Origin of the sequence: Streptomyces pristinaespiralis (assembly GCF_001278075.1) — a bacterium.
GTDB classification, from domain to species: Bacteria; Actinomycetota; Actinomycetes; order Streptomycetales; family Streptomycetaceae; genus Streptomyces; species Streptomyces pristinaespiralis.
In genome coordinates this window covers 6,900,644-6,922,975 of the sequence record NZ_CP011340.1, presented here as the reverse complement: position 1 = coordinate 6,922,975, position 22,332 = coordinate 6,900,644, and the positions used below count along the sequence as shown (strand labels likewise).

Annotated in this window: 20 protein-coding genes; 5 read left to right on the top strand and 15 right to left on the bottom strand. The window is 73.0% G+C overall.

What is annotated here, in order from left to right:
• Window positions 1-51: 51 nt before the first annotated feature.
• On the top strand, window positions 52-1,560 hold the full coding sequence (locus SPRI_RS29640; protein WP_005319610.1) for a DUF2079 domain-containing protein: 1,509 nt from the start codon (window positions 52-54) through the stop codon (window positions 1,558-1,560).
• Between the two features lie 72 nt (window positions 1,561-1,632).
• Here SPRI_RS29640 and SPRI_RS29635 read toward each other — a convergent pair whose 3' ends face one another.
• A complete protein-coding gene (locus SPRI_RS29635; protein WP_053557500.1) occupies window positions 1,633-2,208 on the bottom strand; it encodes a histidine phosphatase family protein in 576 nt (191 codons plus the stop codon).
• 1,252 nt (window positions 2,209-3,460) lie between these two features.
• Window positions 3,461-4,897, bottom strand: a complete 1,437-nt coding sequence (locus SPRI_RS29630; protein WP_053557499.1) for an aminotransferase-like domain-containing protein — start codon at window positions 4,895-4,897, stop codon at window positions 3,461-3,463.
• On the opposite strand from SPRI_RS29630, the gene SPRI_RS29625 reads away from it, so the two are divergent.
• Together SPRI_RS29625 and SPRI_RS29620 are read left to right on the top strand one after the other, a co-directional pair.
• On the top strand, window positions 4,896-5,792 hold the full coding sequence (locus SPRI_RS29625; RefSeq protein ID WP_050791601.1) for a DMT family transporter: 897 nt from the start codon (window positions 4,896-4,898) through the stop codon (window positions 5,790-5,792). The two genes, SPRI_RS29630 and SPRI_RS29625, sit on opposite strands and share 2 nt — an antisense overlap.
• Before the next feature lie 102 nt (window positions 5,793-5,894).
• Entirely contained in the window at window positions 5,895-6,086 is a 192-nt protein-coding gene (locus tag SPRI_RS29620; protein ID WP_005319606.1) for a DUF1918 domain-containing protein, read from the top strand.
• 14 nt (window positions 6,087-6,100) lie between these two features.
• Here SPRI_RS29620 and SPRI_RS29615 read toward each other — a convergent pair whose 3' ends face one another.
• Window positions 6,101-7,363, bottom strand: a complete 1,263-nt coding sequence (locus tag SPRI_RS29615; RefSeq protein ID WP_037775196.1) for a glycoside hydrolase family 10 protein — start codon at window positions 7,361-7,363, stop codon at window positions 6,101-6,103.
• Between the two features lie 173 nt (window positions 7,364-7,536).
• Here SPRI_RS29615 and SPRI_RS29610 point away from each other — a divergent pair, with 173 nt between their 5' ends.
• Complete coding sequence (locus SPRI_RS29610) at window positions 7,537-8,394, top strand: 3-hydroxybutyryl-CoA dehydrogenase (RefSeq protein WP_053557498.1); 858 nt, start codon at window positions 7,537-7,539, stop codon at window positions 8,392-8,394.
• A gap of 27 nt (window positions 8,395-8,421) precedes the next feature.
• Here SPRI_RS29610 and SPRI_RS29605 read toward each other — a convergent pair whose 3' ends face one another.
• From SPRI_RS29605 to infC, 9 genes are all read right to left on the bottom strand, one after another.
• On the bottom strand, window positions 8,422-8,952 hold the full coding sequence (locus SPRI_RS29605; RefSeq protein WP_078951313.1) for an NUDIX domain-containing protein: 531 nt from the start codon (window positions 8,950-8,952) through the stop codon (window positions 8,422-8,424).
• A 52-nt stretch (window positions 8,953-9,004) separates the two neighbouring features.
• Entirely contained in the window at window positions 9,005-10,345 is a 1,341-nt protein-coding gene (locus tag SPRI_RS29600; RefSeq protein ID WP_053557496.1) for a hypothetical protein, read from the bottom strand.
• A gap of 753 nt (window positions 10,346-11,098) precedes the next feature.
• Complete coding sequence (pheT, locus tag SPRI_RS29595; protein WP_053557495.1) at window positions 11,099-13,627, bottom strand: phenylalanine--tRNA ligase subunit beta; 2,529 nt, start codon at window positions 13,625-13,627, stop codon at window positions 11,099-11,101.
• On the bottom strand, window positions 13,627-14,748 hold the full coding sequence (gene pheS, locus SPRI_RS29590) for a phenylalanine--tRNA ligase subunit alpha (protein WP_005319601.1): 1,122 nt from the start codon (window positions 14,746-14,748) through the stop codon (window positions 13,627-13,629). Before pheS ends, pheT begins: the two co-directional genes overlap by 1 nt.
• Before the next feature lie 159 nt (window positions 14,749-14,907).
• On the bottom strand, window positions 14,908-16,032 hold the full coding sequence (locus SPRI_RS29585) for a sensor histidine kinase (RefSeq protein WP_037775194.1): 1,125 nt from the start codon (window positions 16,030-16,032) through the stop codon (window positions 14,908-14,910).
• 98 nt (window positions 16,033-16,130) lie between these two features.
• Window positions 16,131-16,982, bottom strand: coding sequence for a TrmH family RNA methyltransferase (locus SPRI_RS29580; protein ID WP_053557494.1), 852 nt, complete (start codon window positions 16,980-16,982; stop codon window positions 16,131-16,133).
• Between the two features lie 174 nt (window positions 16,983-17,156).
• Window positions 17,157-17,540 (bottom strand): 50S ribosomal protein L20, encoded by a 384-nt coding sequence (gene rplT, locus SPRI_RS29575; protein WP_005319596.1) that lies wholly within the window; start codon window positions 17,538-17,540, stop codon window positions 17,157-17,159.
• A gap of 99 nt (window positions 17,541-17,639) precedes the next feature.
• Window positions 17,640-17,834, bottom strand: coding sequence for a 50S ribosomal protein L35 (rpmI, locus tag SPRI_RS29570; RefSeq protein WP_005319593.1), 195 nt, complete (start codon window positions 17,832-17,834; stop codon window positions 17,640-17,642).
• Between the two features lie 120 nt (window positions 17,835-17,954).
• Window positions 17,955-18,605: a translation initiation factor IF-3 gene (gene infC / locus SPRI_RS29565; RefSeq protein WP_005319591.1), complete on the bottom strand. Its 651-nt coding sequence runs from the start codon at window positions 18,603-18,605 to the stop codon at window positions 17,955-17,957.
• Between the two features lie 353 nt (window positions 18,606-18,958).
• Between infC and SPRI_RS29560 the strand changes: the two genes are divergently transcribed.
• Entirely contained in the window at window positions 18,959-19,330 is a 372-nt protein-coding gene (locus SPRI_RS29560; protein WP_005319589.1) for a DUF1844 domain-containing protein, read from the top strand.
• A 1-nt stretch (window position 19,331) separates the two neighbouring features.
• Here the strand turns inward: SPRI_RS29560 and SPRI_RS29555 are convergent, their stop codons facing one another.
• The 3 genes from SPRI_RS29555 to SPRI_RS29545 all read right to left on the bottom strand — a co-directional run bounded on the left by SPRI_RS29555 (window position 19,332) and on the right by SPRI_RS29545 (window position 22,178).
• On the bottom strand, window positions 19,332-20,069 hold the full coding sequence (locus SPRI_RS29555) for an SseB family protein (protein WP_053557493.1): 738 nt from the start codon (window positions 20,067-20,069) through the stop codon (window positions 19,332-19,334).
• Window positions 20,070-20,145: 76 nt separating this feature from the next.
• A complete protein-coding gene (mycP, locus tag SPRI_RS29550; protein WP_005319586.1) occupies window positions 20,146-21,324 on the bottom strand; it encodes a type VII secretion-associated serine protease mycosin in 1,179 nt (392 codons plus the stop codon).
• Window positions 21,321-22,178: a hypothetical protein gene (locus SPRI_RS29545; protein ID WP_050791761.1), complete on the bottom strand. Its 858-nt coding sequence runs from the start codon at window positions 22,176-22,178 to the stop codon at window positions 21,321-21,323. Before SPRI_RS29545 ends, mycP begins: the two co-directional genes overlap by 4 nt.
• Between the last annotated feature and the right edge of the window lie 154 nt (window positions 22,179-22,332).

Sequence of the window (22,332 nt, the reverse complement as noted above, 5' to 3'; positions counted from 1 at the left end):
CGTTGCTGACATCTTGAGGGCTCTCAGGCTCGGCTTCCGGAAGGCACGGTCATGCAGGCGCCCCCGATCAGCACCACTGCGAGCGCTCCGCGAGAAGCGGCTGTCGAAGAACGGGAGACGGACCGGTCGCGGGACCCCGCGGCCGGCCGCCGAATCCCCTGGTGGATCTGGGGCCTTGCGGGAGCGCTGTTCGTCTCCTACGCGGCCCTGTCCGTGCGCAGGCACGACATGCTGCTGTCCCACAGCTTCGATCTGGGAATCTTCGAACAGGCCGTCCGCTCCTACGCGGAAGGACACCTCCCGGTCTCGGAGGTGAAGGGCCCGGACTTCCCGGTCCTCGGCGACCACTTCTCTCCCGTGCTCGCCCTCATCGCCCCCCTCTACCTGCTCCATCCTTCGACGGACACCCTGCTCGTCGTGCACGCGGCGCTGATCGCGTCGAGCGTGATTCCCCTGGCACTCTGGGCGCGCCGCACGCTCGGCGCTGCGGCCGCCGTGGTGATCGGCCTCTGCTACGGCCTGTCCTGGGGCATCGCGAGCGCGGTCGGTTTCGACTTCCACGAGGTGGCCTTCGCCGTTCCTCTCCTCGCCTGCTCGCTGACCGCACTGGCGAACGACCGGCTGCGGGCCGCGGCGTACTGGGCGCTGCCGCTGCTGCTGGTGAAGGAGGACCTGGGGATCAGCGTGGCCGTGATCGGCCTGCTCATCGCCCGGCGCGGCGACCGCCGGCTGGGAATCGTCACGGCGGTGTGCGGTGTCACCGGGACGCTGCTGGCGATGACGGTGATCCTGCCGGCGTTCAATCCGAGCGGGTCCTACGGCTATCTGATGTGGCTGGACGGTCCCGGTGGCGAGGACGGCGGGCTGCCGGCCCTGCTCCACAAGCTCACGATCGGTCTGATCACCCCGGTGCAGAAGATCACGACGCTGGTGCTGCTGCTCGCACCCACCCTGTTCCTCGCCCTGCGGTCCCCGCTGCTGCTGGTGGCCGTGCCGACCGTGCTGTGGCGGTTCGCCTCGAGCAACGAAGTGCACTGGGGCACCGGATACCACTACTCGCTCGTGCTGATGCCGATCGTCTTCGCGGCGTTCGTCGACGCACTGGTCCGCAGGCGCTCCGCCGGTGGTGGGGTGCGCCGCTACCTGGCGGCGTCCGCGGCGATCACCGCGCTGCTCCTGCCGCAGTTCCCGTTGTGGCAGCTCGTCCAGCCCGCCACTTGGCGGAGCGACCACCGCCGGGACGTCGCGGACAGCGTGATGGACCTGATCCCCGAGGGCGCCACGGTGCAGGCGTCCACACATCTGGTGCCGCATCTCGTGTCCCGCACCAGTGTGAGCCTCTACGGCTGGGCCGACAGCCGCCCCTATCCCGAGTGGATCATGGTGGACACCCGGGTGCCCGACCATCTGCGATGGCCGCAGAGCGCCGCCGAGGAGAAGTTCAAACTGAGGAGCGCCGTCAAGAAGGGCTACCGGACGGTGGCCGACCGCGAGGGGTTCGTGCTCCTCGAACGGCCGTCGTCCGCGTCTGGGACGTCGCTCGGGCCGGAGGACTCGTAGGGACCGTTCGGCCCGGAGGAGGCGAAGGGGCCGCGGCGTCCGGCCCGGCGGGCCGGACGCCGCGGCCCGCGTTCACACGGTCGCCTCCAGGCGCAGGCTCCAGCGGCCGGGCACACCGGTCAAGGTGACCGTCGACAGCGGCCTGACGTCCACGTTCCAGTACATCGAGGGGTGCGCACGCAGCGCGTACACGAAGGCCGCCCGTACGACAGCGGGCTCCGCGACGGCGACGATCGAGCCTCCGTCGTCCGCCGGGCGGGTGTCCAGCCAGCCCCCTATGCGGGAGATGAACGCCAGCAGCGGTTCTCCGCCGTGCGGTGCGCTGCGCGGGTCGCACAGCCATGCGTCGACCGCGGCCGGTTCCCTGGCGGTGACCTCCGCGAGGGTGTAGCCGCGCCAGCGGCCCATGTCGCAGTCGCGGAGCGCGGGCTGTGCCAGCGGCGCGAAGCCCAGGGCTTCCCCGGTCGCCCGGCTGCGCGGCGTCGGCGAGCAGTAGCGCAGCTCCGCGGCGCTGAGCGGCACGAGTGCGTGGGCGGCCAGTTGCACTTCGTGCCAGCCCGCCTGGTCGAGCGGCCGGTCGTCGTCGAAGCGCTCGGTGAGCAGCGAGGACGAGCGCGCGGCGGCGATCAGTGTGACCCGGACACTCATGGCGTGATGGTGCTGGCCGGAGCCTCGCAGGTCAAGGGTTTCCCGCCGGCGGCCGCAACGGGGAGCGCACCGGACGGCTCACGGTCCGCGCGCCCGGCCCGGCGCCCGCGAACCCGCCGCCGGACGTTCCGGCCACGAGGCGTGAGCTCCGCGCACCGCCCGCCTGGGCGCTATGCCCCCGCCGCCAGGGGAGCCCGCGGACCGGTCCGCGCTCACCAGCGCCGCGCCGTGCGCCTGCCGAGCGCCCTGAACCCGGCCGCCGGGAAAGCACCGGACGGCTCCAGTCGCGAGGCGCGAGGGTCCGCCCGCCGCCGGCCCGAGCCACTACCCCACTGCCAGGGGAACCCGAGGACGCGTTCCAGTCACGAGCGCCGCGCCGTGCGCCTACCCAGCGCCGCGAATTCCGCCGCCGGGACAGCACCGGACGGCTCCGGCCACGAACTCCAGCCGTCCGCCCGCCAGTGAGCCGCAGCCCCGCCCCGGCAAAGCACCGGACGGCTCCGGTCGCGAGGCGCGAGGTCAGCCCGCCGCCCGCCCGAGCGCCGCTACCCCACTGCCAGGGGTTCCGAGGACGGGTTCCCAGTCACGAGCGCCGCGCCGTGCGCCTACCGAGCGCACCGATCCCCGCCGCCAGGGGAGCCCGCGGACCGGCCCGCGCTCACCAGCGCCGCAGCCGGCGCCTGCCCGAGCGCCCCGAACCCGGCCGCCGTGAGAGCACCGGAGGGCTCGGGTCGTGAGGCGCGAGGGTCCGCCCGCCGCCGGCCTGAGCCACTACCCCACTGCCAGGGCAACCCGAGGACGGGTTCCCGGTCACGAGCGCCGCACCGTGCGCCTACCGAGCGCCACGCCCCCGCCGCCAGGGGAGCCCGCGGACCGGTCCGCGCTCACCAGCGCCGCAGCCGGCGCCTGCCCGAGCGGCCTCGAACCCCGCCGCCGGGACAGCACCGGACGGCTCCGGGCACGAACTCCAGCCGTCCGCCCGCCAGTGAGCCGCAGCCCCGCCCGCGGCAGAGCACCGGACGGCTCCGGTCGCGAGGCGCGAGGTCAGCCCGCCGCCGGCCTGGGCGCCACGCCCCGCCGCCAGGCGAGCGCGGCTGGGGTTCCCGGTCGCGCCCGAGCCCGCCGCGCGGTGGCCCGCCGCAGGTCGGGGCCGACGGACCGGTGGAGATCGTCGAGGATCAGGGCAGGCACCGGCACGGGCCCGCACGCCGTGGGAGCGCCCCCGTAAGGCGCGGTCCTCGGCCCGGCGGCCTCAGCGCAGCACCTCGTCGCACGCCGTGCGCAGTCTGCGCACGCCCTCCGCGATCTCGGCCGCGCCGGCGACGCCCGCGAAGCTCACGCGGACGTGTCCGCCGGGGGGTTCGGCGGAGAAGTAGGGGCGGCCGGGGGCCACGGCGACGCCCGCGCGGAGGGCGGCGGCGACGAAGGCGGCCTCCGCGCTGCCCTCCGGCAGCCGCAGCCACAGGTGGTAGCCGCCGGAGGGGATGTGAGGGAGTGCCAGTTCGGGTACCTGGAGCCGCAGCGCGGCGGCCATGGTGTCGCGTCGGCTCCTCAGTTCGCCGGCCACTGCGCGCAGGTGCCGGCTCCACGCGGGCGCGCCCACCAGTTCCAGCGCCGCTTCCTGGAGAGGGCGCGGGACGAAGAAGCTGTCGACGACATGGATGGCGCGGAGCCGTTCGAGGACCGGGCCTCGGGCGGCGAGCATGCCGACCCGCAGGCTGGGCGAGGTCGCCTTGGTGAGTGAGCTCACATGGACGACGACGCCGTCCTGGTCGTCGGCGACCAGCGGCGGCGGCAGCGGGCCCGCGTCCTCGTGGACGAGCCGGCGGGCGAAGTCGTCCTCGACGACGAAGGCCCCGGCCTCCCGCGCGATGCGCAGGACCGCGGCGCGCCGCGCGGGCGCCAGTACCGCGCCCGTTGGGTTCTGGAAGAGCGGCTGACAGACGAGGACCCGGGCCCCGGTGGCCCGGAAGGCGGCGGTGAGCAGCTCGGGCCGGACGCCTTCGGTGTCCAGCGGGACGGGTACGGGCCGCAGTCCGGCGGCGCGGGCGATGGCGAGCATGCCCGGGTAGGTGGGTGACTCGACGAGGACGGGTGCCCCTGGCGGAGCGAGCGCGCGCAACGCGGTGGTGAGCGCGGACTGGCCGCCCGCGGTGACCAGTACGTCGGCGGCGGTGACCGTGCCGCCGAGACCGCGGGCGAACCATTCACGCAGTTCGGGGAGCCCGTCGGTGGGCGGGCGGCCCCATGCTCCGGGACGCCGCCCGGCGCGGGCCAGCGCGGCGGCCATCGCGCTCTCCGGCTGGAGGCCCGGGTGCAGATAGCCGCCGTTGAACTCGACGACGCCCGGCGGCGGGGCGGCGAGCGTGACGAGGACGCCGGAGGCGTCGACGGCGCGCGGCACGATCTCGGCTGCGGCGTCGGCGCTGAGGGCCACCTCCTGCCAGGAGGTGTCGCCCGCGGGACGCGCGTCCGCCCGCGGCTCCGCCCGGTACGCGCCGGCGCCGGGCCGGGTGACGACGAGGCCTTCCGCGGCGAGCTGCGCGAGGGCGCGGGAGACGGTCACCGGGGACACCCGGAAGCGCTCGACCAGAGCACGGCTCGACGGCAGTTTCCCACCGGCCGGATAGCGGTCGAGTTCCGCTTTCAGCGACCTCGCGAGTTCCGCCACACTGCTACTCTCTTGCATGAGAGCACAGGATAGCGCTACTGACACCACCTCGATAGCGGTCGGCAGCGGCACACTTCTCGCCGCGCTGGGCGTGGTCGCCTTCTCCCTGACGTTTCCGTCCACGGTGTGGGGGCTCGAAAGCTTCGGCCCCTGGTCGCTGGTGGCCGTGCGCAGCGCTCTCGCCGCGACCATCGCCGGTACGTTCCTGCTGGCGTTCCGTGTCCCGCTGCCCGACCGCCGCCACTGGGCCTCGCTCGCGACGGTCGCAGGAGGTGTGGTGGTGGGATTCCCGTTGCTGACGACGCTCGCGCTGCAGACGTCGACCTCCTCGCACGCGGCCGTGGTGGTCGGTCTGCTGCCCCTGACCACCGCCGCGTTCGCCGCCCTGCGTACGGGCCGCAGGCCGTCCCGCACCTTCTGGGCGGCGGCGCTCGCCGGCGCGGCGGTCGTGATCGCGTTCACGGTGCAGCAGAGCGGCGGCGCGCTGCACACCGGCGACCTGTATCTGTTCGGCGCGCTGCTGGTGTGCGCGGCGGGCTACACGGAGGGGGGCCGGCTCGCGCGGCAGATGCCGGGCTGGCAGGTGATCGGCTGGGCCCTGATCCTCTGCCTGCCGCTCGCCCTGGCCGGTTCCGCCGTGGCCCTGGCGTACGAGCCGGTGCACCTCGGTGTGCGCGGTGTGGTCGGGCTGGTCTGGGTGGCCGCCGGATCCACGTTCTTCGGGCTGTACGTCTGGTACCGGGGCATGGCCGGCATCGGGATCGCCAGGGCCAGTCAGCTCCAGCTGGCCCAGCCGCTGCTGACGCTCGTCTGGTCGGTGCTGCTGCTCGGCGAGGAGCTCTCGCCCGCGGCGCCGCTCGCGGCGGTGGGCGTTCTGGTGTGCATCGCCGTCACCCAGCGCTCCCGCACCTGAACCGACCTGAGCAGCACCGAAGGCGCGGCGGACTCCCCCGGCCGTAGACTCGATGAAACGGACAAATCCACAGATCGAGCCGCTCCGAGGAGGTCAGTCCCGATGCAAGCGAGCGTGGGCGACACACTGCTGGTGCACGGCAGGACCGTGGGACAGCACGACAAGGTCGCCGAAGTCGTCGAGGTCCTGGGGTCCGAAGGCAATCCGCCGTTCCGCGTCCGCTTCGAGGACGGGCACGAAGCGCTGCTGTCCCCCGGACCCGACACCGTCGTCAGGCACCACGAGAAGACCTGACGCCCCAAGGCGCGTCAGGCCGGCGGCCGGACCCTGGTCGGGTAGTGGTCGGCCACCACCCTGGTCATCGCCCCGATCGGGTCCGCCACGACCTCCATCGCGGAGAAGTAGCAGTGACCGCCGACCGCCGGGTACCTCTGCGCGAACGTCAGATGCCGCGAGAGCTCGGCCGGATCGTGCCAGGCCTCCGGCTGCCCCGCCACGCCCACCTTGTACAGGGCCTCCCCGATGAAGAGGTCGACGCCGGTGCCGTCCGCGACCTCCGCCCACCAGGGCACGAGCGCCTCGTAGTCCGCGGGCGGGAAGCCCATGTTCCAGTAGACCTGGGGGACGACGTAGTCGATCCAGCCCTCCTTGACCCAGCGGCGGGTGTCCGCGTGCAGGTCGTCGTAGGTCTGCACCCCGGCCGCCGTACGGGATCCCAGCGGGTCCGTGGCGGCGTTGCGCCACACGCCGAAGGGGCTGATCCCGAAGCGGACGTGCTTCTTCGCGGCTTTGATCCGCGCGGCCGTCTCCAGCACCAGCCGGTTGATGTTGTCGCGCCGCCAGGCCGCCTTGTCGGGGAACCCGTCGCCGTACCGGGCGAAGGTCGCGTCGTCGTCGAAGGCCTGGTCGGGGACCGGATACGGGTAGAAGTAGTCGTCGAAGTGGACGGCGTCGATGTCGTAGCGGACCACCGCGTCCATCATCGCGTCCTCGACGAAGCGCCGGACCTCCGGGATGCCCGGGTCGTAGTAGAGCTTCCCGCCGTACGCGACGGTCCAGTCCGGGTGCAGGCGGGCGGGATGGGTCTCGACGAGACGGGAGGGGTCCGTGTGGGTGGCCACCCGGTACGGATTGAACCAGGCGTGCAGCTCGAGCCCGCGCCGGTGAGCCTCCCGTACGGCAGTGCCGAGCGGGTCCCAGCCCGGGTCCTGGCCCTGGACCCCGGTCAGATACTGGCTCCACGGCTCGTGCGGCGAGGGCCACAGGGCGTCCGCCGTGGGGCGCACCTGGAGGATCACGGCGTTCAGCCGGCGCTCCACGGCGGTGTCGAAGTACGCGAGCAGCTCCGCGCGCTGCCGGTCGGCCGTGAGGCCGGGCCGGGAGGGCCAGTCCCGGTTGCCCACGGTGGCGAGCCACATACCGCGGAACTCCCGTCCGGTCCGGCGGCCGCGGCCCTTGCCGCGGGACGCCTCCTCGGAGGGGACACGGGCTGCCGCGTCACCGGCCGTCGCCAACGCGGCGAGCGCCCCCGCCGCCGTCACAACGAACCCTCTTCTGCCGATCCGCCCCATATGTCCACCCCTGTCGGGCTCGGTCTCCGCCGTCGTATCCGCAGAGCATGCCCGCCCCGGGCGCTCGGCCACCCACGCATTCGGAGTAACGTCGGGGCGTCGGGCGGGCGCCGGAACCATACGGGGGACCTGCCGGCCGAAAGATCAGCGAAAGGCACGAGGTGACGGACTCAATGGCCGACATTGCACGCGTCGGAGTGGTGGGTTGCGGCCAGATGGGCGCGGGCATCGCGGAGGTGTGCGCCCGCAGCGGCCTCGAGGTGAAGGTCGCAGAGACCACGGGCGAGGCCCTGGAGATCGGTCGCACCCGGTTGTTCAACTCCCTGACCAAGGCCGCCGAACGCGGCAAGATCACGGACGAGGAGCGGGACGCCACCCTGGAGAGGCTGAGCTTCACGACCGACCTCGGGGAGTTCGCCGACCGCGACCTCGTCATCGAGGCCGTGGTGGAGAACGAGCAGGTCAAGACGGAGATCTTCCAGGTGCTGGACCAGGTGGTGACGCGTCAGGACGCGATCCTCGCCTCCAACACCTCTTCGATCCCGCTGGTGAAACTGGCCGTCGCGACCTCGCGTCCCGACCAGGTCATCGGCATCCACTTCTTCAACCCGGCCCCGGTGCAGCGGCTCGTCGAGCTGATCCCGGCGCTGACCACCTCCGAGGAGACCATCAAGCGCTCCGAGGCCGTGGTGCAGCAGGTGCTGGACAAGCACCCGATCCGCGCCCAGGACCGCTCGGGCTTCGTGGTCAACGCGCTGCTCATCCCGTACCTCCTCTCGGCGATCCGGATGTTCGAGTCGGGCATCGCATCGCGCGAGGACATCGACAACGGCATGGAGATGGGCTGCGCCCACCCCATGGGCCCGCTGAAGCTGTCCGACCTGATCGGCCTCGACACCGTGGCCTCGGTCGCCGACAGCATGTACGCGGAGTACAAGGAGCCGCTGTACGCCGCTCCCCCGCTGCTCCAGCGGATGGTGGACGCGGGCCGGCTCGGCCGCAAGACGGGCTCCGGCTTCTACACCTACTGAGCCCCGGCCACCGAGCCGGCCGGCGCCTCAGCCGAGCCGCAGGTGGTGCAGCATCAGCAGCCCGGCCGCCATCGCGGCGGCCGGGACCTCGCCCCTGGCGATCATGTCGGGCACCAGCTTCAGCGGTATCCACTCGCGGCGGGAGGACTCGAAGTCGTCCGCCGGATGCCCGGTGTAGGCGGCGTCCTCGGCCCAGTAGAGGTGATGGCGGGCGTCGGTGAGGCCGTTGGACGGCTCCACGGTCAGCAGGTGCCGCAGGGGGCCGGGCCGCCAGCCCGTCTCCTCCTCCATCTCCCTGGCCGCCGCTGCCGCCACGTCCTCGCCGTCCTCGACGACGCCCGCGGCGATTTCCCAGCCCCAGCTGTCGGTGATGAAACGGTGCCGCCACAGCATCAGCACCTCGTTGGCGTCGTTGACCACCGTCGCGGCGGCGACAGCGCGAAGACGTATCAGGAAATGGTCCAGGTGCCGGCCGTCTGGAAGCTCGACATCCGCGAGGTTGACCCTGAACCACCGGTTCTCGTACACGGTTTGTTCGCTTAAGTTCGTCCACTGCACGTTTCTGCCACCTTCCGACAAGTAGATGGCCAACATGGCAGCAGGAGCTCGGTCAGAGGGGAACGCGGAGCGCACCGTCGATGAGTTCGGCGGCCTCCTCCGCACCGGCACAGCCGCTCGCCGCCAGATGCTCGCGCACCGCCCGCATCCGGTCCCTCAGCCGCTGCGACTCCATCCCCCGGGCCCGCTCCACCATCTCCGCGGCCGTCCGTGCCGCACGGTCCACCTCGCCCTGGCGCAGCTCGATCTGACTGAGCATGGCGAGCCGGTGCACCCTGCCCCGTTCGTGCGCGGGCGTGCCGACGGCGGCAGTCGCGTGCTCCCTCGCCGCCGCCAGCTCCCCGAGACCGAGCAGCGCCTCCGCCACCTGGACGTTGACCAGGCCCGGCTGGACGTACCCGGTCTCGTCCGGCTCGTGGCCGGGACGGATCCGCTCGGCCTCCGACTCGGCACGCCCGATACAGCGCCGCGCGCTCGGGCCGTCGCCGAGATGCGCGTACGCCTTGGCCTGCATCGCGTACAGGTCGGCGGCGAGCGCGGGGGTGATCTGCCGGCCCGCCGTCCGCAGCGCCGCTTCCGCGAAGGCGACCGCCTGCCGGTGCTCCGACATGAACAGCGACTGGTTCACCAGCAGCGCGATCACATACGCGCCGAGCCCTCGGTCACCGCTCGCCTTGGCCAGCCGCAGCGCCTGGTGGAAGTAGCGCTGGGCCGGGCCCTGCGCGTCGGAGTCGTAGGCGCAGATCCCGGCCACCGCCACCAGACCACCGGCGGCGCGGTGCAGTTGGCGGCCGAGGGCGTCGTTGTACGAGCCGCGCAGAAGCGGAGCCGTCTCCGCGTGGAGGAAACCGACGACACGTGAGCGGGTCGCGATGCCGCCGGCCCGCCGGTACATCAACTCGTAGTGCGCGCGCGCGGATCTGAGCATCTGGATGTCGGCCATGCCGACGCGGGCGCACCCCTCGCGTGAGACGTCGAAGTCCTCCGGCGGGTTCTCCCACTCCCACACCGGCATCACCGCGGGAGTACCGGTGACCGCGGGCGCACCGGCGTCCCGGGCCCGCTGCTGGGCGTCGAAACGCCAGAGAGCGGTGGCCCGCTCGACGAACCCGGACAGCGACGAACTCCGGGGCGTCGCGGGCGCGTCCGGTACGCCGAGCCCGACGTCGTCGAGAGTGACCGCGCGCCGCAGCCGCTCCGCGAGCACCTCGCAGATCAGATCAGGAACCCGGCCGCGGGGGCGCTGGCCCTTCAACCACCGTGCCACCGCGGTGTGTTCGTAACGCAGCGACAGCCCCCTCGCCGAGCCCGCCCGGTTGACGCGGGCGGCGAGGCCCGCGTGGGAGAAGCCCGCTTCTTCGAGCAGGGCGTCGAGAAGGGTGTTGGGCTGCATGGCCCCCTCCGGTGACGTGCGTCCGCTCAGGGTAGTGGAGACCGTTTCGCACGGGGTGTGAAACAAGTGCGCTTTTCCACGGCTTGCGTGCGCTCCCGGCGTGCGGGCGGGGCCTGTTGACTGAACTGCCTCTCACAGAGGCGGCCGGGCCGCCGGCTCCCCCTCGTACAGTGCGGCGGCCCCGAGCGCGTCGTCCGTCCTGCTGATCTGCCCGACACTCCGCGGCAGGGCGGGCGACGCCAGGCCGCGGGCGGCCCGGCCGGTCCATCGGACCCTTCCCGGCCCGCCCCTCGCACGGCGCGGACCGGCTTCCCCCTCCGGCCCGCGCCGTTTCGCGTGGCGGGGGCGGGGGCGCTGCGCGGGGGCGTGGGGGTGCGGGTGCGTGGGGGTGCGTGGGGGTGCGGGTGCGTGGGGGTGCGGGTGCGTGGGCGCCTGCGGCGGGCTCATTCCCCTACCCGCTCCTTCCCGAAACCGGGCTCCGCCCGGACCCTGTACGGCCTTCGGCCGTGCCCTCAAACGCCGGGCGGGCTTGATTTCGCTGCGCGAAATCAGCCTTGCCGGCAACTCCAGCCCCGCCGGCGTTTGAGGCGCGGGGGCCCGGGGGCGGAGCCCCCGAAACACCGCGCGGAGCGCGGTGCCGGGTCCGGGTCCGGGCGGGGAGGGGAAACGGCCCCGCGCAGCGGCAACCCGCGCCCGCACGCGGAAGGGCCCGCCCGGATCGCTCCGGGCGGGCCCCACGCACACGGCACAGGCTCACGCGCCCCGCAGCACCGCTCCCGTGCGCTCCGTCGCCAGCGACACCGCCGCGTCACGCGCGGCAGACGCCTCGTCGACGGTCAGCGTGCGGTCAGCGGCGCGGAAGCGCAGCGCGTACGCGAGCGACTTGCTGCCCTCGCCGATCTGCTCGCCCGTGAAGACGTCGAACAGCCGGATGGACTCCAGCAGTTCGCCCGCGCCCTCGCGCAGCGCGGATTCGACGTCGGCCGCGGGCACGTCGTTCGCGACGACGAGCGCGACGTCCTGCGTGGCCACCGGGAAGGTGGAGATCCGCGGGGCCTGGACGACGCCGGTCGACGCCTGCTCCAGCACATCGAGCTCCAGCTCCATCGCGCAGGTGCGGTCCGGCAGGTGCAGCGCCTTGACGACGCGCGGGTGCAGTTCGCCGGCGTGGCCGACGAGGGTCTCCTCGCCGTCCACCGTCGCGTACAGCGCGGCACAGCGGCCGGGGTGCCACGGCGCGTGCTGGTCGGCGCGGACGGTCAGTTCGACGCCCGCCGCGCGGGCGACGAGCCGGCCGGCCTCGATCGCGTCGGCCCAGTCGGCCGGGCGGCCCTTGCCCCACCAGCCGTCCTGCTCGCGGGCGCCCGCGAGGACGACGGCGACGCGGCGCGGCTGACGCGGCAGTGCCGCGTTCAGCGAGGCGATCTCCTCGTCGGTGGGCCTGCGGTCCACGGGCGGCGTCACCGCCGGGCGCTCCTCGCCGGTCGGGCGGAAAACCAGACCGGTCTCGAAAAGCGCCAGGTCGTGGCTGCCGCGCCCGTCGTTGCGCCGCAGGGCGCCGAGCAGACCGGGCAGCAGCGTGGTGCGCAGCGCCGGCTCCTCGTCGGAGAGCGGGTTGACGAGCTTCACGACCCGGCGGCGGGCGTCGTCGGCGTCCAGGCCGAGCTGGTCGAGGACCGGTTCCCCGATGAAGGGGTAGTTCGGTGCCTCGACGTAACCGGCGCCGGCGAGCGCGCGGCCGACCCGGCGGTGCAGCCGCTGGCGTGCGGTGAGACCGCGGCCGGACGGCGGGGTGGGCAGGGTCGAGGGGAGGTTCTCGTAGCCCTCGAGCCGGATGACCTCTTCCGCGAGGTCGTTGGGCTCTGCGAGGTCGGGTCGCCACGAGGGCACGGTGACGACGAGGTCGTCCTGCCCGTAGACGTCGCAGCCGACCTCCTGGAGGCGGCGCACCACGGTCTCACGGCCGTAGGTGACGCCCGCGACGCGGTCGGGGTGGTCCGCCGGCATGGCGATGGTGCGCGGGGCGCTGGGGGCGACGACCTGGGTGACGCCGCCCTCCGCCGTGCCGCCGGCGAGGAGCACCAGCAGGTCGACGGTGCGCTGCGCGGCCGCCGCGGCGGCCTGCGGGTCGACGCCGCGCTCGAAGCGCTTGGACGCCTCGGAGGACAGCTTGTGCCGGCGCGCGGTGCGGGCGATGGCGACCGGGTCGAAGTGCGCGGCCTCGATGACGACCTCGGTGGTGCCGTTGATCCGGCCGGTCTCCGGGTCGGGGGCCGCGTCGGCGATCTCGGTGTTCGCGCCGCCCATGACGCCCGCGAGACCGATGGGGCCGCGGTTGTCGGTGATGACGAGGTCCTCGGCGTCGAGGACGCGCGTGGTGCCGTCGAGGGTGGTGAGCTTCTCGCCGGGCTCCGCGCGGCGCACCCCGATGGGCCCGTCGAGGCGGGACCGGTCGTAGGCGTGCAGCGGCTGGCCGAGCTCGAGCATCACGTAGTTGGTGATGTCGACGGCGAGCGAGATCGGGCGCATCCCGGCCTTCTGCAGCCGGCGCTGCAGCCAGATCGGGGAGCGGGCCTCCGGCTCGAGGCCGACGACAGTGCGCGCGGTGAAGCTGTCGCAGCCGACCGGGTCGGCCACCTTGACGCCGTAGCCGTACGAGTTGGGTCCGGGCACGTCGAGCAGCGCCGGGTCGCGCAGCGGCAGCCCGTAGGCGGTGGCCGTCTCGCGGGCGACGCCGCGCATCGACAGGGCGTAGCCGCGGTCGGGCGTGACGGCGATGTCGAGGACCTCGTCGACGAGCTCGAGCAGCTTGATCGCGTCGGTGCCCACCTCGTGCTCGGGGGGGAGCACGATGATGCCGCCGCTGCCGTCGTCGCCCATGCCGAGCTCGTCCCCGGAGCAGATCATCCCGTGGGAGGTCCTGCCGTACGTCTTGCGTGCGGCGATGGCGAAGTCGCCGGGGAGGACGGCGCCGGGGAGGACCACGACGACCTTGTCGCCGACGGAGAAGTTACGGGCGCCGCAGACGATCTCCTGCGGCTCGCCGGTGCCGTTGGCCTGGCCGACGTCGACGGTGCAGAAGCGGATGGGCTTCTTGAACTCCGTCAGTTCCTCGATGGTCAGCACCTGGCCGACGACGAGCGGGCCCTTGAGCCCGGCGCCGAGCTGCTCGACGGTCTCGACCTCGAGCCCGGCGGCGATGAGCTTGGCCTGTACGTCACGGCCGGTCTCCGTCGCCGGCAGGTCGACGTACTCCCGCAGCCAAGAAAGCGGGACCCGCATCAGATCTCCATCCCGAACGGCCGGGTGAACCGGACGTCACCCTCGACCATGTCTCGCATGTCTTCGACGTTGTGGCGGAACATCAGCATCCGCTCGATGCCGAACCCGAAGGCGAACCCGCTGTACCTGCTGGGGTCGACGCCGCAGGCCGTGAGCACCTTGGGGTTGACCATTCCGCAGCCGCCGAGCTCGATCCAGCCCTCGCTGGAGCAGGTGCGGCAGGGCCGGTCCGGGTTGCCGACGGACTCGCCGCGGCACACGTAGCAGACCATGTCCATCTCGGCGGACGGCTCGGTGAAGGGGAAGAAGTTCGGCCGCAGCCGGGTCTTCATGCCCTCGCCGAACAGCGCCTGGACCATGTGGTCGAGGGTGCCCTTGAGGTCGGCCATGGTCAGGCCCTCGTCGACGGCGAGCAGCTCGACCTGGTGGAAGACGGGGGTGTGCGTGGCGTCCAGCTCGTCGGTGCGGTACACCCGGCCGGGGCAGATCACGTAGACCGGCGGCTCGCGGTCGATCAGCGAGCGGATCTGCACGGGCGAGGTGTGGGTGCGCAGCACGACGCCGGAGTCGGCGCCCCCGTCCGCGTCCTGCACGAAGAAGGTGTCGTGCTCGCCGCGGGCCGGGTGGTCCGGGCCGATGTTGAGCGCGTCGAAGTTGAACCACTCGGCCTCGGCCTGCGGGCCCTCGGCGACCTCGTAGCCCATGGCGACGAAGACGTCCTCGATGCGCTCGGAGAGCGTGGTCAGCGGGTGGCGGGCACCGGCGGGGACGCGGTCGTGGGGCAGCGTGACGTCGACGGCCTCCTCGACGAGCACCCGGGCGTCGCGCTCGGCCTCGAGCTCGGTCTGGCGCGTGGCGAGCGCCCGGCCGACGGCGGCGCGGGCCTGGCCCACGCGCTTGCCGGCCTCGGCCTTGGCCTGCGGCGGCAGTGCCCCGATCTCACGGTTGGCGAGGGAGAGCGGCGAGGTGCCGGAGGTGTGCGCGGACTTCGCGTGGGCGAGCGCCTCGAGGGAGTCTGCGGCGGCGAAGGCGGCGAGCGCCTCGTCCCGCATGCGCTCGATCTCTTCCGGTTTCAGTGCCTCGACCTCAACAGGGTCGTACGACTTATTGGGTGCGGACATCTCTTCCCGTACTTCCGATGGGCTGGCTGGGGACCCCGCACGTCGACCAGGGACGACCGAGGACGCAAAGGTGCCAAAGGTCGAGTCTAACGGGGTGTGGACCTGTGAATGAGCCCGCGGGCTGCTCGGACGCTCTCGACGGCCGATCCGGGAGGATCGCTACAGGAGATGCGCCGGGGTGCCGACGGGCAGGATAAATCGGAACTGGGCGCCGCCGCCGGGACCGCGGCCGACCGTGATCGTCCCGCCGTGGGCCTCGACGATGCCCTTGACGATGTAGAGCCCGAGGCCGGTCCCGCCGCGCTTGCTCCCCCGCCAGAAGCGGGTGAAGACCCGTCCCATCGACTCCTCCGGAATGCCGGGGCCCTCGTCGCTCACGGTGACGGCGGTGCCCGTCCCGCTCTGCCCGCCTGCGGAGGGCGAGGGCGCTATGTCGATCGTGACAGTTCCCTCTCCGTGCCGCACCGCGTTTTCCAGGAGGTTGCCCAGCACCTGGTCGACCTTGTCGGGGTCGGCCCACAGGTCGGGCAGCGGCCCGGTGACGTCGACGCGGAACCGGTCCGGGGTCTGGCCGGCGGCCACGTGCGCCTCGACGTGGCGGCGCACGGCGGCGGCGAGGTCGACGGGCTGGCGGCGTACCTCGAGCCGTCCGGAGTCGATGCGGGAGATGTCGAGGAGCTCGGCGATGAGGCGGGTGACGCGGTTGGCGTCGGCGTCGACGGTCTCCAGCATCAGCCGCTTCTGGTCGTCGGTGAAGCGTTCCCACTTGGCGAGGAGTGTCGCCGTGAAGCCTTTGACGGAGGTCAGCGGGGAGCGCAGCTCGTGGGCCACGGTGGCGATCAGTTCGGCGTTGCTGCGTTCGCTGCGGCGGCGGGCCTCCGTGCCGCGCAGGCTGACGACGAGCCTGCGCACCGGCCCGGTGGGGACGTCGCGCACATAGCGGGCGGAGACGAGGACCTCGCGGCCGCCGGGCAGCAGCAGGTTCCGTTCGGGCTGGCCGACGCGGGTGGCGAGTCCGCCGTAGGGATCGGTGAGCGTCCACCAGCGGCGGCCCTTGAGGTCCTCCAGCGGCAGCACCCGCTCCAGCGGCCGTCCGATCGCGTCGGCCCTCGCCACGGCGGTGATGCGGACGGCGGCCCGGTTGAAGCAGACGACCCGGCCCGTCTCGTCGGCCACGACGAGGCCGTCGGGGAGGTCGTCGGGGTCGATCCCAAGGGCCTCGGGGCAGCCGGAGGGGCCCAGGTGGAATTCCTGTGGCTGTGTCGGCCTGCTGGTGACCGTCATGTCCCCGTACCCCACCTCTCCGCCGGCGCAGTGGGCCCCCGAGTGCGTCACCCTACTAGCTGAAAGTGACGTCGCCGACCCCCTGAGCGAGTGGTCCGTCAGCTTGCCGGGGCACCCTTGGCCCCGGCGCGCTGGGCGCGCGCCGACGCGTAGAGACATACGGCGGCGGCGGTCGCCAGGTTCAGGCTCTCGGCCTTTCCGTGGATCGGGACGCGGACGACGGCGTCGGCGAGGGCGCGGGTCTCCTCCGGCAGGCCCCAGGCCTCGTTGCCGAAGATCCACGCGGTGGGGCCGCCCATGGTGCCCGCGTCGAGTTCGTCGTCGAGGTCCTGCTCGCCGGCGCCGTCCGCCGCGAGGACGCGTACGCCGGCGTCGCGCAGCCCTTGGACGGCCTGCTCCACGGGTACGCCGACGGCGACCGGCAGGTGGAAGTGGGAACCGACCGAGGCCCGCACCGACTTGGGGTTGTACAGGTCGACGGAGGCGTCGGTGAGGATCACCGCGTCCGCCCCGGCCGCGTCGGCGCAGCGCAGCACGGTGCCGGCGTTCCCGGGGTCGCGTACGTGCGCGAGCACGGCGACGAGCTTGGGCCGGGCGGCCAGGATGTCCTCGAACGGCGAGTCGAGGAACCTGCAGACGCCCACGAGTCCCTGCGGCGTGACGGTCTGCGACACCTCGGCGAGCACGGTGTCGGCGGCGTGGTGGACGCGGGCTCCGGCGGCGTGGGCGGCGTCGACGATGTCGGCGTAGCGCTCCGCGGCCTCGACGGTGGTGAACAGCTCGACCAGGGTCGCCTCGCCGTCCGGCCCGCGGTGGGCGACCGCCTCACGGACGGCCTGCGGCCCCTCGGCGATGAACAGACGGTCCTTCCCCCAGAAGTTGCGCTTGGCGAGCCGCCGCGCGGCGGTGACGCGCGGGGAGCGGGGGGAGATCAGCTCGGGGGTCGGCATGCGGGTCGGCGGCTCTCTCTCACGGGACCACGTTCGAAATGTCGACAGGTCGAAAGGTGTTCGGCACGTCGTGTCACCGCGCCCGGAAGGAGCGGGGCGACGAGGACGGGCGAGGGGCAAACGCACCGGACCCGCAGGCCGAGGCCTGCGGGTCCGGTCGGCTCGATGCGGGTGTCAGGCGGCCTTGGGCGCGTTGACGTCGCTCGGCAGGGCCTTCTGCGCGACCTCGACGAGGGCGGCGAACGCACCCGCGTCGTTCACGGCGAGCTCGGCCAGGATCTTGCGGTCCACCTCGATGTTGGCGGCCTTCAGACCCTGGATGAGGCGGTTGTACGTCATGCCGTTCTGGCGTGCAGCGGCGTTGATGCGCTGGATCCACAGCTGACGGAAGTCGCCCTTGCGCTTCTTGCGGTCGTTGTAGTTGTAGACCAGGGAGTGGGTGACCTGCTCCTTGGCCTTGCGGTACAGGCGCGAACGCTGACCGCGGTAACCGCTGGCCTGCTCGAGGATCGCCCGGCGCTTCTTGTGGGCGTTGACTGCCCGCTTGACGCGTGCCACTTGTTAACTCCTTGTAGCGGGGCCGTGGTTGTGCTCACACGGCCCGGAAACGAATTGGTCCCGGTCTCGGCGCGTGTCCCTGGCGAAGGGACACGAACGTCACTTGCCGAGAAGCTTCTTGATGGTCTTCGAGTCGCCCGGGGCCATCTCGGCGTTGCCGGTCAGGCGGCGCGTCAGCTTGGACGGCTTGTGCTCGAGCAGGTGGCGCTTGCCGGCGCGCTCACGGAGCACCTTGCCGGAGCCGGTGATCTTGAAGCGCTTCTTGGCACCGCTGTGCGTCTTGTTCTTCGGCATCGCGCCGTTATCTCCTCGTCAGTGGCGCTCCCCCGGTGCGGGCACCGGACTACGGGAGCGTCAGATCTTGGTTGTGGATTCCGGGCAGGACCCGGGGCTGCCACAGGGGCAGCCCCTCGGTCACGCCTCGGAAGGTGTGTCGGTCGGGGCGTCGACGCCCTCGCCCTCCGGCGAGCCCTGGCGCTCCGCCTTGCGTGCGGCCTGGGCCTCACGCGCCTCGGCCATCGCCTCGGTCTTCTTCTTGTGGGGGCCGAGAACCATGATCATGTTCCGGCCGTCCTGCTTCGGGTTCGACTCGATGAAGCCGAGATCCTCTACGTCCGCGGCGAGGCGCTGCAGCAGACGGAAGCCAAGTTCGGGGCGGGACTGCTCACGACCACGGAACATGATCGTGATCTTGACCTTGTCGCCCTGCTTGAGGAACCGGACGACGTGACCCTTTTTGGTGTCGTAGTCGTGCGGATCGATCTTCGGCCGGAGCTTCATTTCCTTGATGACCGTGTGCGCCTGGTTCTTGCGCGCCTCACGGGCCTTCATGGCCGACTCGTACTTGAACTTCCCGTAGTCCATGAGCTTGCAGACGGGCGGGCGGGCGTTCGCCGCCACCTCGACCAGGTCGAGGTCGTACTCCTGAGCAAGCTCAAGGGCCTTGGCAAGCGGAACAATCCCGACCTGCTCGCCGCTGGGACCGACAAGTCGCACCTCGGGAACGCGAATCCGGTCGTTGATGCGGGGCTCGGCGCTGATGGATCCTCCTAAGTAGCACCACACGGATGTCTGGCAGACAGCCGCGTAACGTCTGTTTCGTCAGACCAACCGCACCGGAACGTCAAAAATGCCCCGGTCGGGACACAGGCGGCAGCTCCAATGAATACCGGAGCACCGCCGCGGTCCACCGCGGGGCGCACATCGGGCGACTCCATCGTCCGTACGGAACGATGGTGGCCGCCTGACCGGTGACCCGCCGTCCCGAGGGACAGCCAGGTGGGAGATCGGAGCCTCCACTTGTGGGCCGGACACGGACGTGTCCAGCCGGTCGTCACACAAGGTTAGCAGCTCCGGCGGGAGGGGGCTAACCGGTGGCCGGGGAAGGCGCGCGAGGGACGGGGCATATCGTGTGCGTCATGAGTGACGCGACCTCCCCGAACGAAACACCCGAATCACCCGACTTCGACGCCATGGCGCGCGACATCGCCGAGGTCCCCGCCGTCGAGGTGATCGTCACGGTCGCGGTGAACCTGATGAGCGCGGCCGCCGTCAAGCTCGGCCTGACCGACGACGGCGAGGACCACAAGGACCTGGATGAGGCGCGGAAGCTGGTGCACGCCCTGGCGGGGCTGCTCGACGCCAGCACCACGGAGATCAGCTCCTTCCACGCGGCGCCGCTGCGGGACGGTCTGAAGTCCCTGCAGCTCGCCTTCCGTGAGGCGTCGCTGGTGCCGGACGAGCCGGGCCAGGGCCCCGGCGAGAAGTACACCGGCCCGGTGTACGGCTGACCTATTCCTTTACGTAGAAGGGCTCGCCCGGAGGGGTGGCCCCGGCCGGCAGCAGTGCCAGGTCGAGGCCCCGCACCAGGCGGGCCCTCAGTACGTCGTCCGCCGCGAGCGCCCGTGCGACGCGGCCGCCCGCCTCGGCCGGCGCGGCGTCCGCGGCCAGCACCAGGGCGAGCGTGCCGTCCGCGTCCCTGCCGGGTCCGAGGTGGGCCCGCAGCACCGCCGGTTCCGCGGCGACCGCCGCGCGCACCGCCCCGGTGACCGCCGGGTCGGCGAGCGGGTCGGTGCTGGTGCGGCCCTCCGCGAGGGCGAGCAGGGCGGGGCCGGTGAGCTGGTACGGCACGGGCCCGGCCAGGTCGAGCACGACGGTGTCCGCCTTCTCGTGGGCCGCGGCCTGGAGCGCCTGGTGCAGCGGCACGGCGACGGGACGGGCCTGCGGGTCCCACCGGGCGAGCGAGGCGATCGACGTGAACGCGGGCAGGGCCCGGCGGGAGCCTGCCGTGAGCGTCGGCACGGCCATGTCGCTGGTCTTCTCACGGCGCAGACCGGTCTCGGGGTCCTCCTCGACCTCGCCGAGCACGGCGACGATCGGGACCAGGAGCCGGGCGCCACGGAGCGCCTCCAGGACCGGCTGTTCGGCACCGCGGTCCTTGGACCAGGCGGTGAGCGCCGCCTCCAGGGCCGGGTCGGCGGTGCCGTCGTCGTCGGAGAAGCCGGGGTCGGGAATGTTCTTGAGCGCCACGCACCGAGCCTAACGTCCTGCTCGCGGGCGCCGGTCGGCGGCTGCCGGGGCGGGGTGTACCGCGTCGGGTGGCGGGTCAGGGGTGGCGGGTGCGGCCGCCGCGCCAGAGGACCACGGCCATGGCCAGGAGCAGCGCGCCGGCGCCGCCGGCGGCCGCGGCGAGCCAGCCGCCCGGACCGCCGTCCGAGCCCTCGGGCCGGGGCCCGGGGCCGAAGTACTCCTCGCGGTAGCCCGCCGTGGCCGCCTTCGGGTCGCCGGCGCGCAGCCGGGCGCCCTCGCTGATCGCCGCGGCGGGGTCCACCGTGCCGTAGCCCTTGGAGTCGTCACGGCCGCTCTTGGGGGCGTCGCGCGCGGTGTCGATGAGCAGCTTCTTGATCTGCGCGGGCGTGAGGTCCGGGTGCGCCGAGCGCACGAGGGCGACCGCGCCGGACACGAAGGCCGCCGCCGCGCTGGTCCCCCAGCCCTCGTAGTAACGGCGGTCGGGGTCGGCGATGACGATGTTGACGCCCGGCGCGCTGACCGTGGCGTACCAGCGGCGGGTGGAGAACGACGCGTGGGTGCCCCAGCGGTCGACGGCGGTGACCGCGATGACGCCCGGGTAGGCGGCGGGGTAGGAGATGTGGTCGCCCTTCTCGCCGCCGTTGCCGGCGGAGGCCACGACGACGGAGCCCTTGGAGAGCGCGTACTGGACGGCCGCGTCCTCGCCCGCCTCGGCGTGCGCGGACTCGCTGTCGTCGCCGAGGGAGAGGTTGATGACGTCGGCGCCCTGGTCCGCGGCCCACCGGATGCCCTGGGCCAGGGCCGTGCCGCGGGTCTTACGGGCCCTGTCGCGGGCCTTGTCGCTGCCCTCGAGGATGACGCGGACGGGGAGGATCTTCGCCTCGGGCGCGATGCCGAGGACGCCGGACTCCCGGCCGGGGCCGTGGCCGTGGGCGGCGACGATGCCGGCCATCGCCGTACCGTGCCGGGCCCAGGCCCTGTCGCCGCGTTCCGCGCCGAAGCCGATGAAGTCCTTGCCCGGGAGCACGGAGCCGGCCAGGTCGGGGTGCTGGTCGTCCACACCGGTGTCGAGCACGGCGACCGTGATGCCCTCGCCCTTGGTGGTCCGCCACGCCTCCTCGGTGTTCATGGCGTCGAGGCTCCACTGCTGGGCCCGGATGCCGTCCGCGTGGGCGGGCGTCGCCGGCAGCACGACGAACGAGGTGGCGGCGAGGGCGGCGACGATGCGCAGGCGGTGGCGTCCGTGGCTTCTCACCGCGACTCCTCCGTGCCCTTCTCGCCCACGGCGCCGCGCAGGCCCTTCTCGATGCGTTCCGCGAGACCCGTGGCCTCGTGGCCGAGCCCGGCCTGGGCGGGGGCGTTCGTGGCGCCCTCCGCCTGGGCCTCGTCGGCCGGCTGGGGGTCGGCCACGGCACGCCCGTCGGCGAAGCCGGAGACGGCGTAGACGACGACGGGGGCCTCGGTCACGACCTCCACCGTCCAGCTGGCGCGCTGCTCGTCGCCGAACCGGGCGGAGACGGTGCCCTTGGCGGGGAACGTGCGGGGCATCAGGTCGGTGCGCTCGCCGAGCGACTCGGTCGTGAACCGGTTGTGCAGGGCGAGCATCCCCTTCTCGTCCGCCTCGGTGAAGACCATGCCGACGGTGGTGACGCTGCTGGCCGTCGCGTCGGTGTACGTGGCGCGCAGCACGCGGGCGCAGCCGACGGGCTCCAGCGCCTTGGTGAGCAGCGGGTCGAGGGCGGTGGCGCAGTCGCTGTCGGGTGCGACGGCGATCCGCGTCCAGACCCGGTCCGCCCCGCCCGGCCCGGCTCCGTCGCCGTCGAGCGTCCGCGGGAAGAGGGTGTCCACGGGGACGCTGTGCCAGGCGGTGCGCACCTCCGCGTAGACGTTCCCCTCGGCCGTGTCGGCGCTCGAGTCGCCCGTAAGCCAGGTGCCGGTGACGGCTCCGCCGATCAGGCCGAGACCGAGCACGACGGCGGCGACGGCCCCGACGGTCCGTGCGGGGTGCCGGGTGCGTACGGGACGCAGCCGGGTGGTCATCTCGGCCGGCGTCTCCGGCGGGATCCACAGCTGCGCCGGGGGCCGCGGCGCATCGGGCCGCGGGGTCATGTCGACGCTGCCGACCGGTCGCGGCGGCCGCGCGGGGCGCGCCGGGGCGGCCGGCCCGGGTCCGTCGGTGACGGGCCGGAGCCGCGTGGTGGTCTCGACCTCGGGGATCGACCCGTCGCCGGGTCCGTCCGGCCTGCCGGGCCGGGGCGGTGGC

Coding starts and splice junctions, on each gene's coding strand:
- SPRI_RS29560 (WP_005319589.1), top strand. CDS start 18,959: ATGAGTGACGCGACCTCCCCGAACGAAACACCCGAATCACCCGACTTC.
- rpmI (WP_005319593.1), bottom strand. CDS start 17,834: ATGCCGAAGAACAAGACGCACAGCGGTGCCAAGAAGCGCTTCAAGATC.
- SPRI_RS29615 (WP_037775196.1), bottom strand. CDS start 7,363: ATGGGGCGGATCGGCAGAAGAGGGTTCGTTGTGACGGCGGCGGGGGCG.
- SPRI_RS29620 (WP_005319606.1), top strand. CDS start 5,895: ATGCAAGCGAGCGTGGGCGACACACTGCTGGTGCACGGCAGGACCGTG.
- pheS (WP_005319601.1), bottom strand. CDS start 14,748: ATGTCCGCACCCAATAAGTCGTACGACCCTGTTGAGGTCGAGGCACTG.
- SPRI_RS29630 (WP_053557499.1), bottom strand. CDS start 4,897: ATGCAAGAGAGTAGCAGTGTGGCGGAACTCGCGAGGTCGCTGAAAGCG.
- SPRI_RS29545 (WP_050791761.1), bottom strand. CDS start 22,178: ATGACCCCGCGGCCCGATGCGCCGCGGCCCCCGGCGCAGCTGTGGATC.
- SPRI_RS29600 (WP_053557496.1), bottom strand. CDS start 10,345: ATGCAGCCCAACACCCTTCTCGACGCCCTGCTCGAAGAAGCGGGCTTC.
- SPRI_RS29585 (WP_037775194.1), bottom strand. CDS start 16,032: ATGACGGTCACCAGCAGGCCGACACAGCCACAGGAATTCCACCTGGGC.
- SPRI_RS29640 (WP_005319610.1), top strand. CDS start 52: ATGCAGGCGCCCCCGATCAGCACCACTGCGAGCGCTCCGCGAGAAGCG.
- SPRI_RS29635 (WP_053557500.1), bottom strand. CDS start 2,208: ATGAGTGTCCGGGTCACACTGATCGCCGCCGCGCGCTCGTCCTCGCTG.
- SPRI_RS29625 (WP_050791601.1), top strand. CDS start 4,896: ATGAGAGCACAGGATAGCGCTACTGACACCACCTCGATAGCGGTCGGC.
- pheT (WP_053557495.1), bottom strand. CDS start 13,627: ATGCGGGTCCCGCTTTCTTGGCTGCGGGAGTACGTCGACCTGCCGGCG.
- SPRI_RS29610 (WP_053557498.1), top strand. CDS start 7,537: ATGGCCGACATTGCACGCGTCGGAGTGGTGGGTTGCGGCCAGATGGGC.
- SPRI_RS29580 (WP_053557494.1), bottom strand. CDS start 16,982: ATGCCGACCCCCGAGCTGATCTCCCCCCGCTCCCCGCGCGTCACCGCC.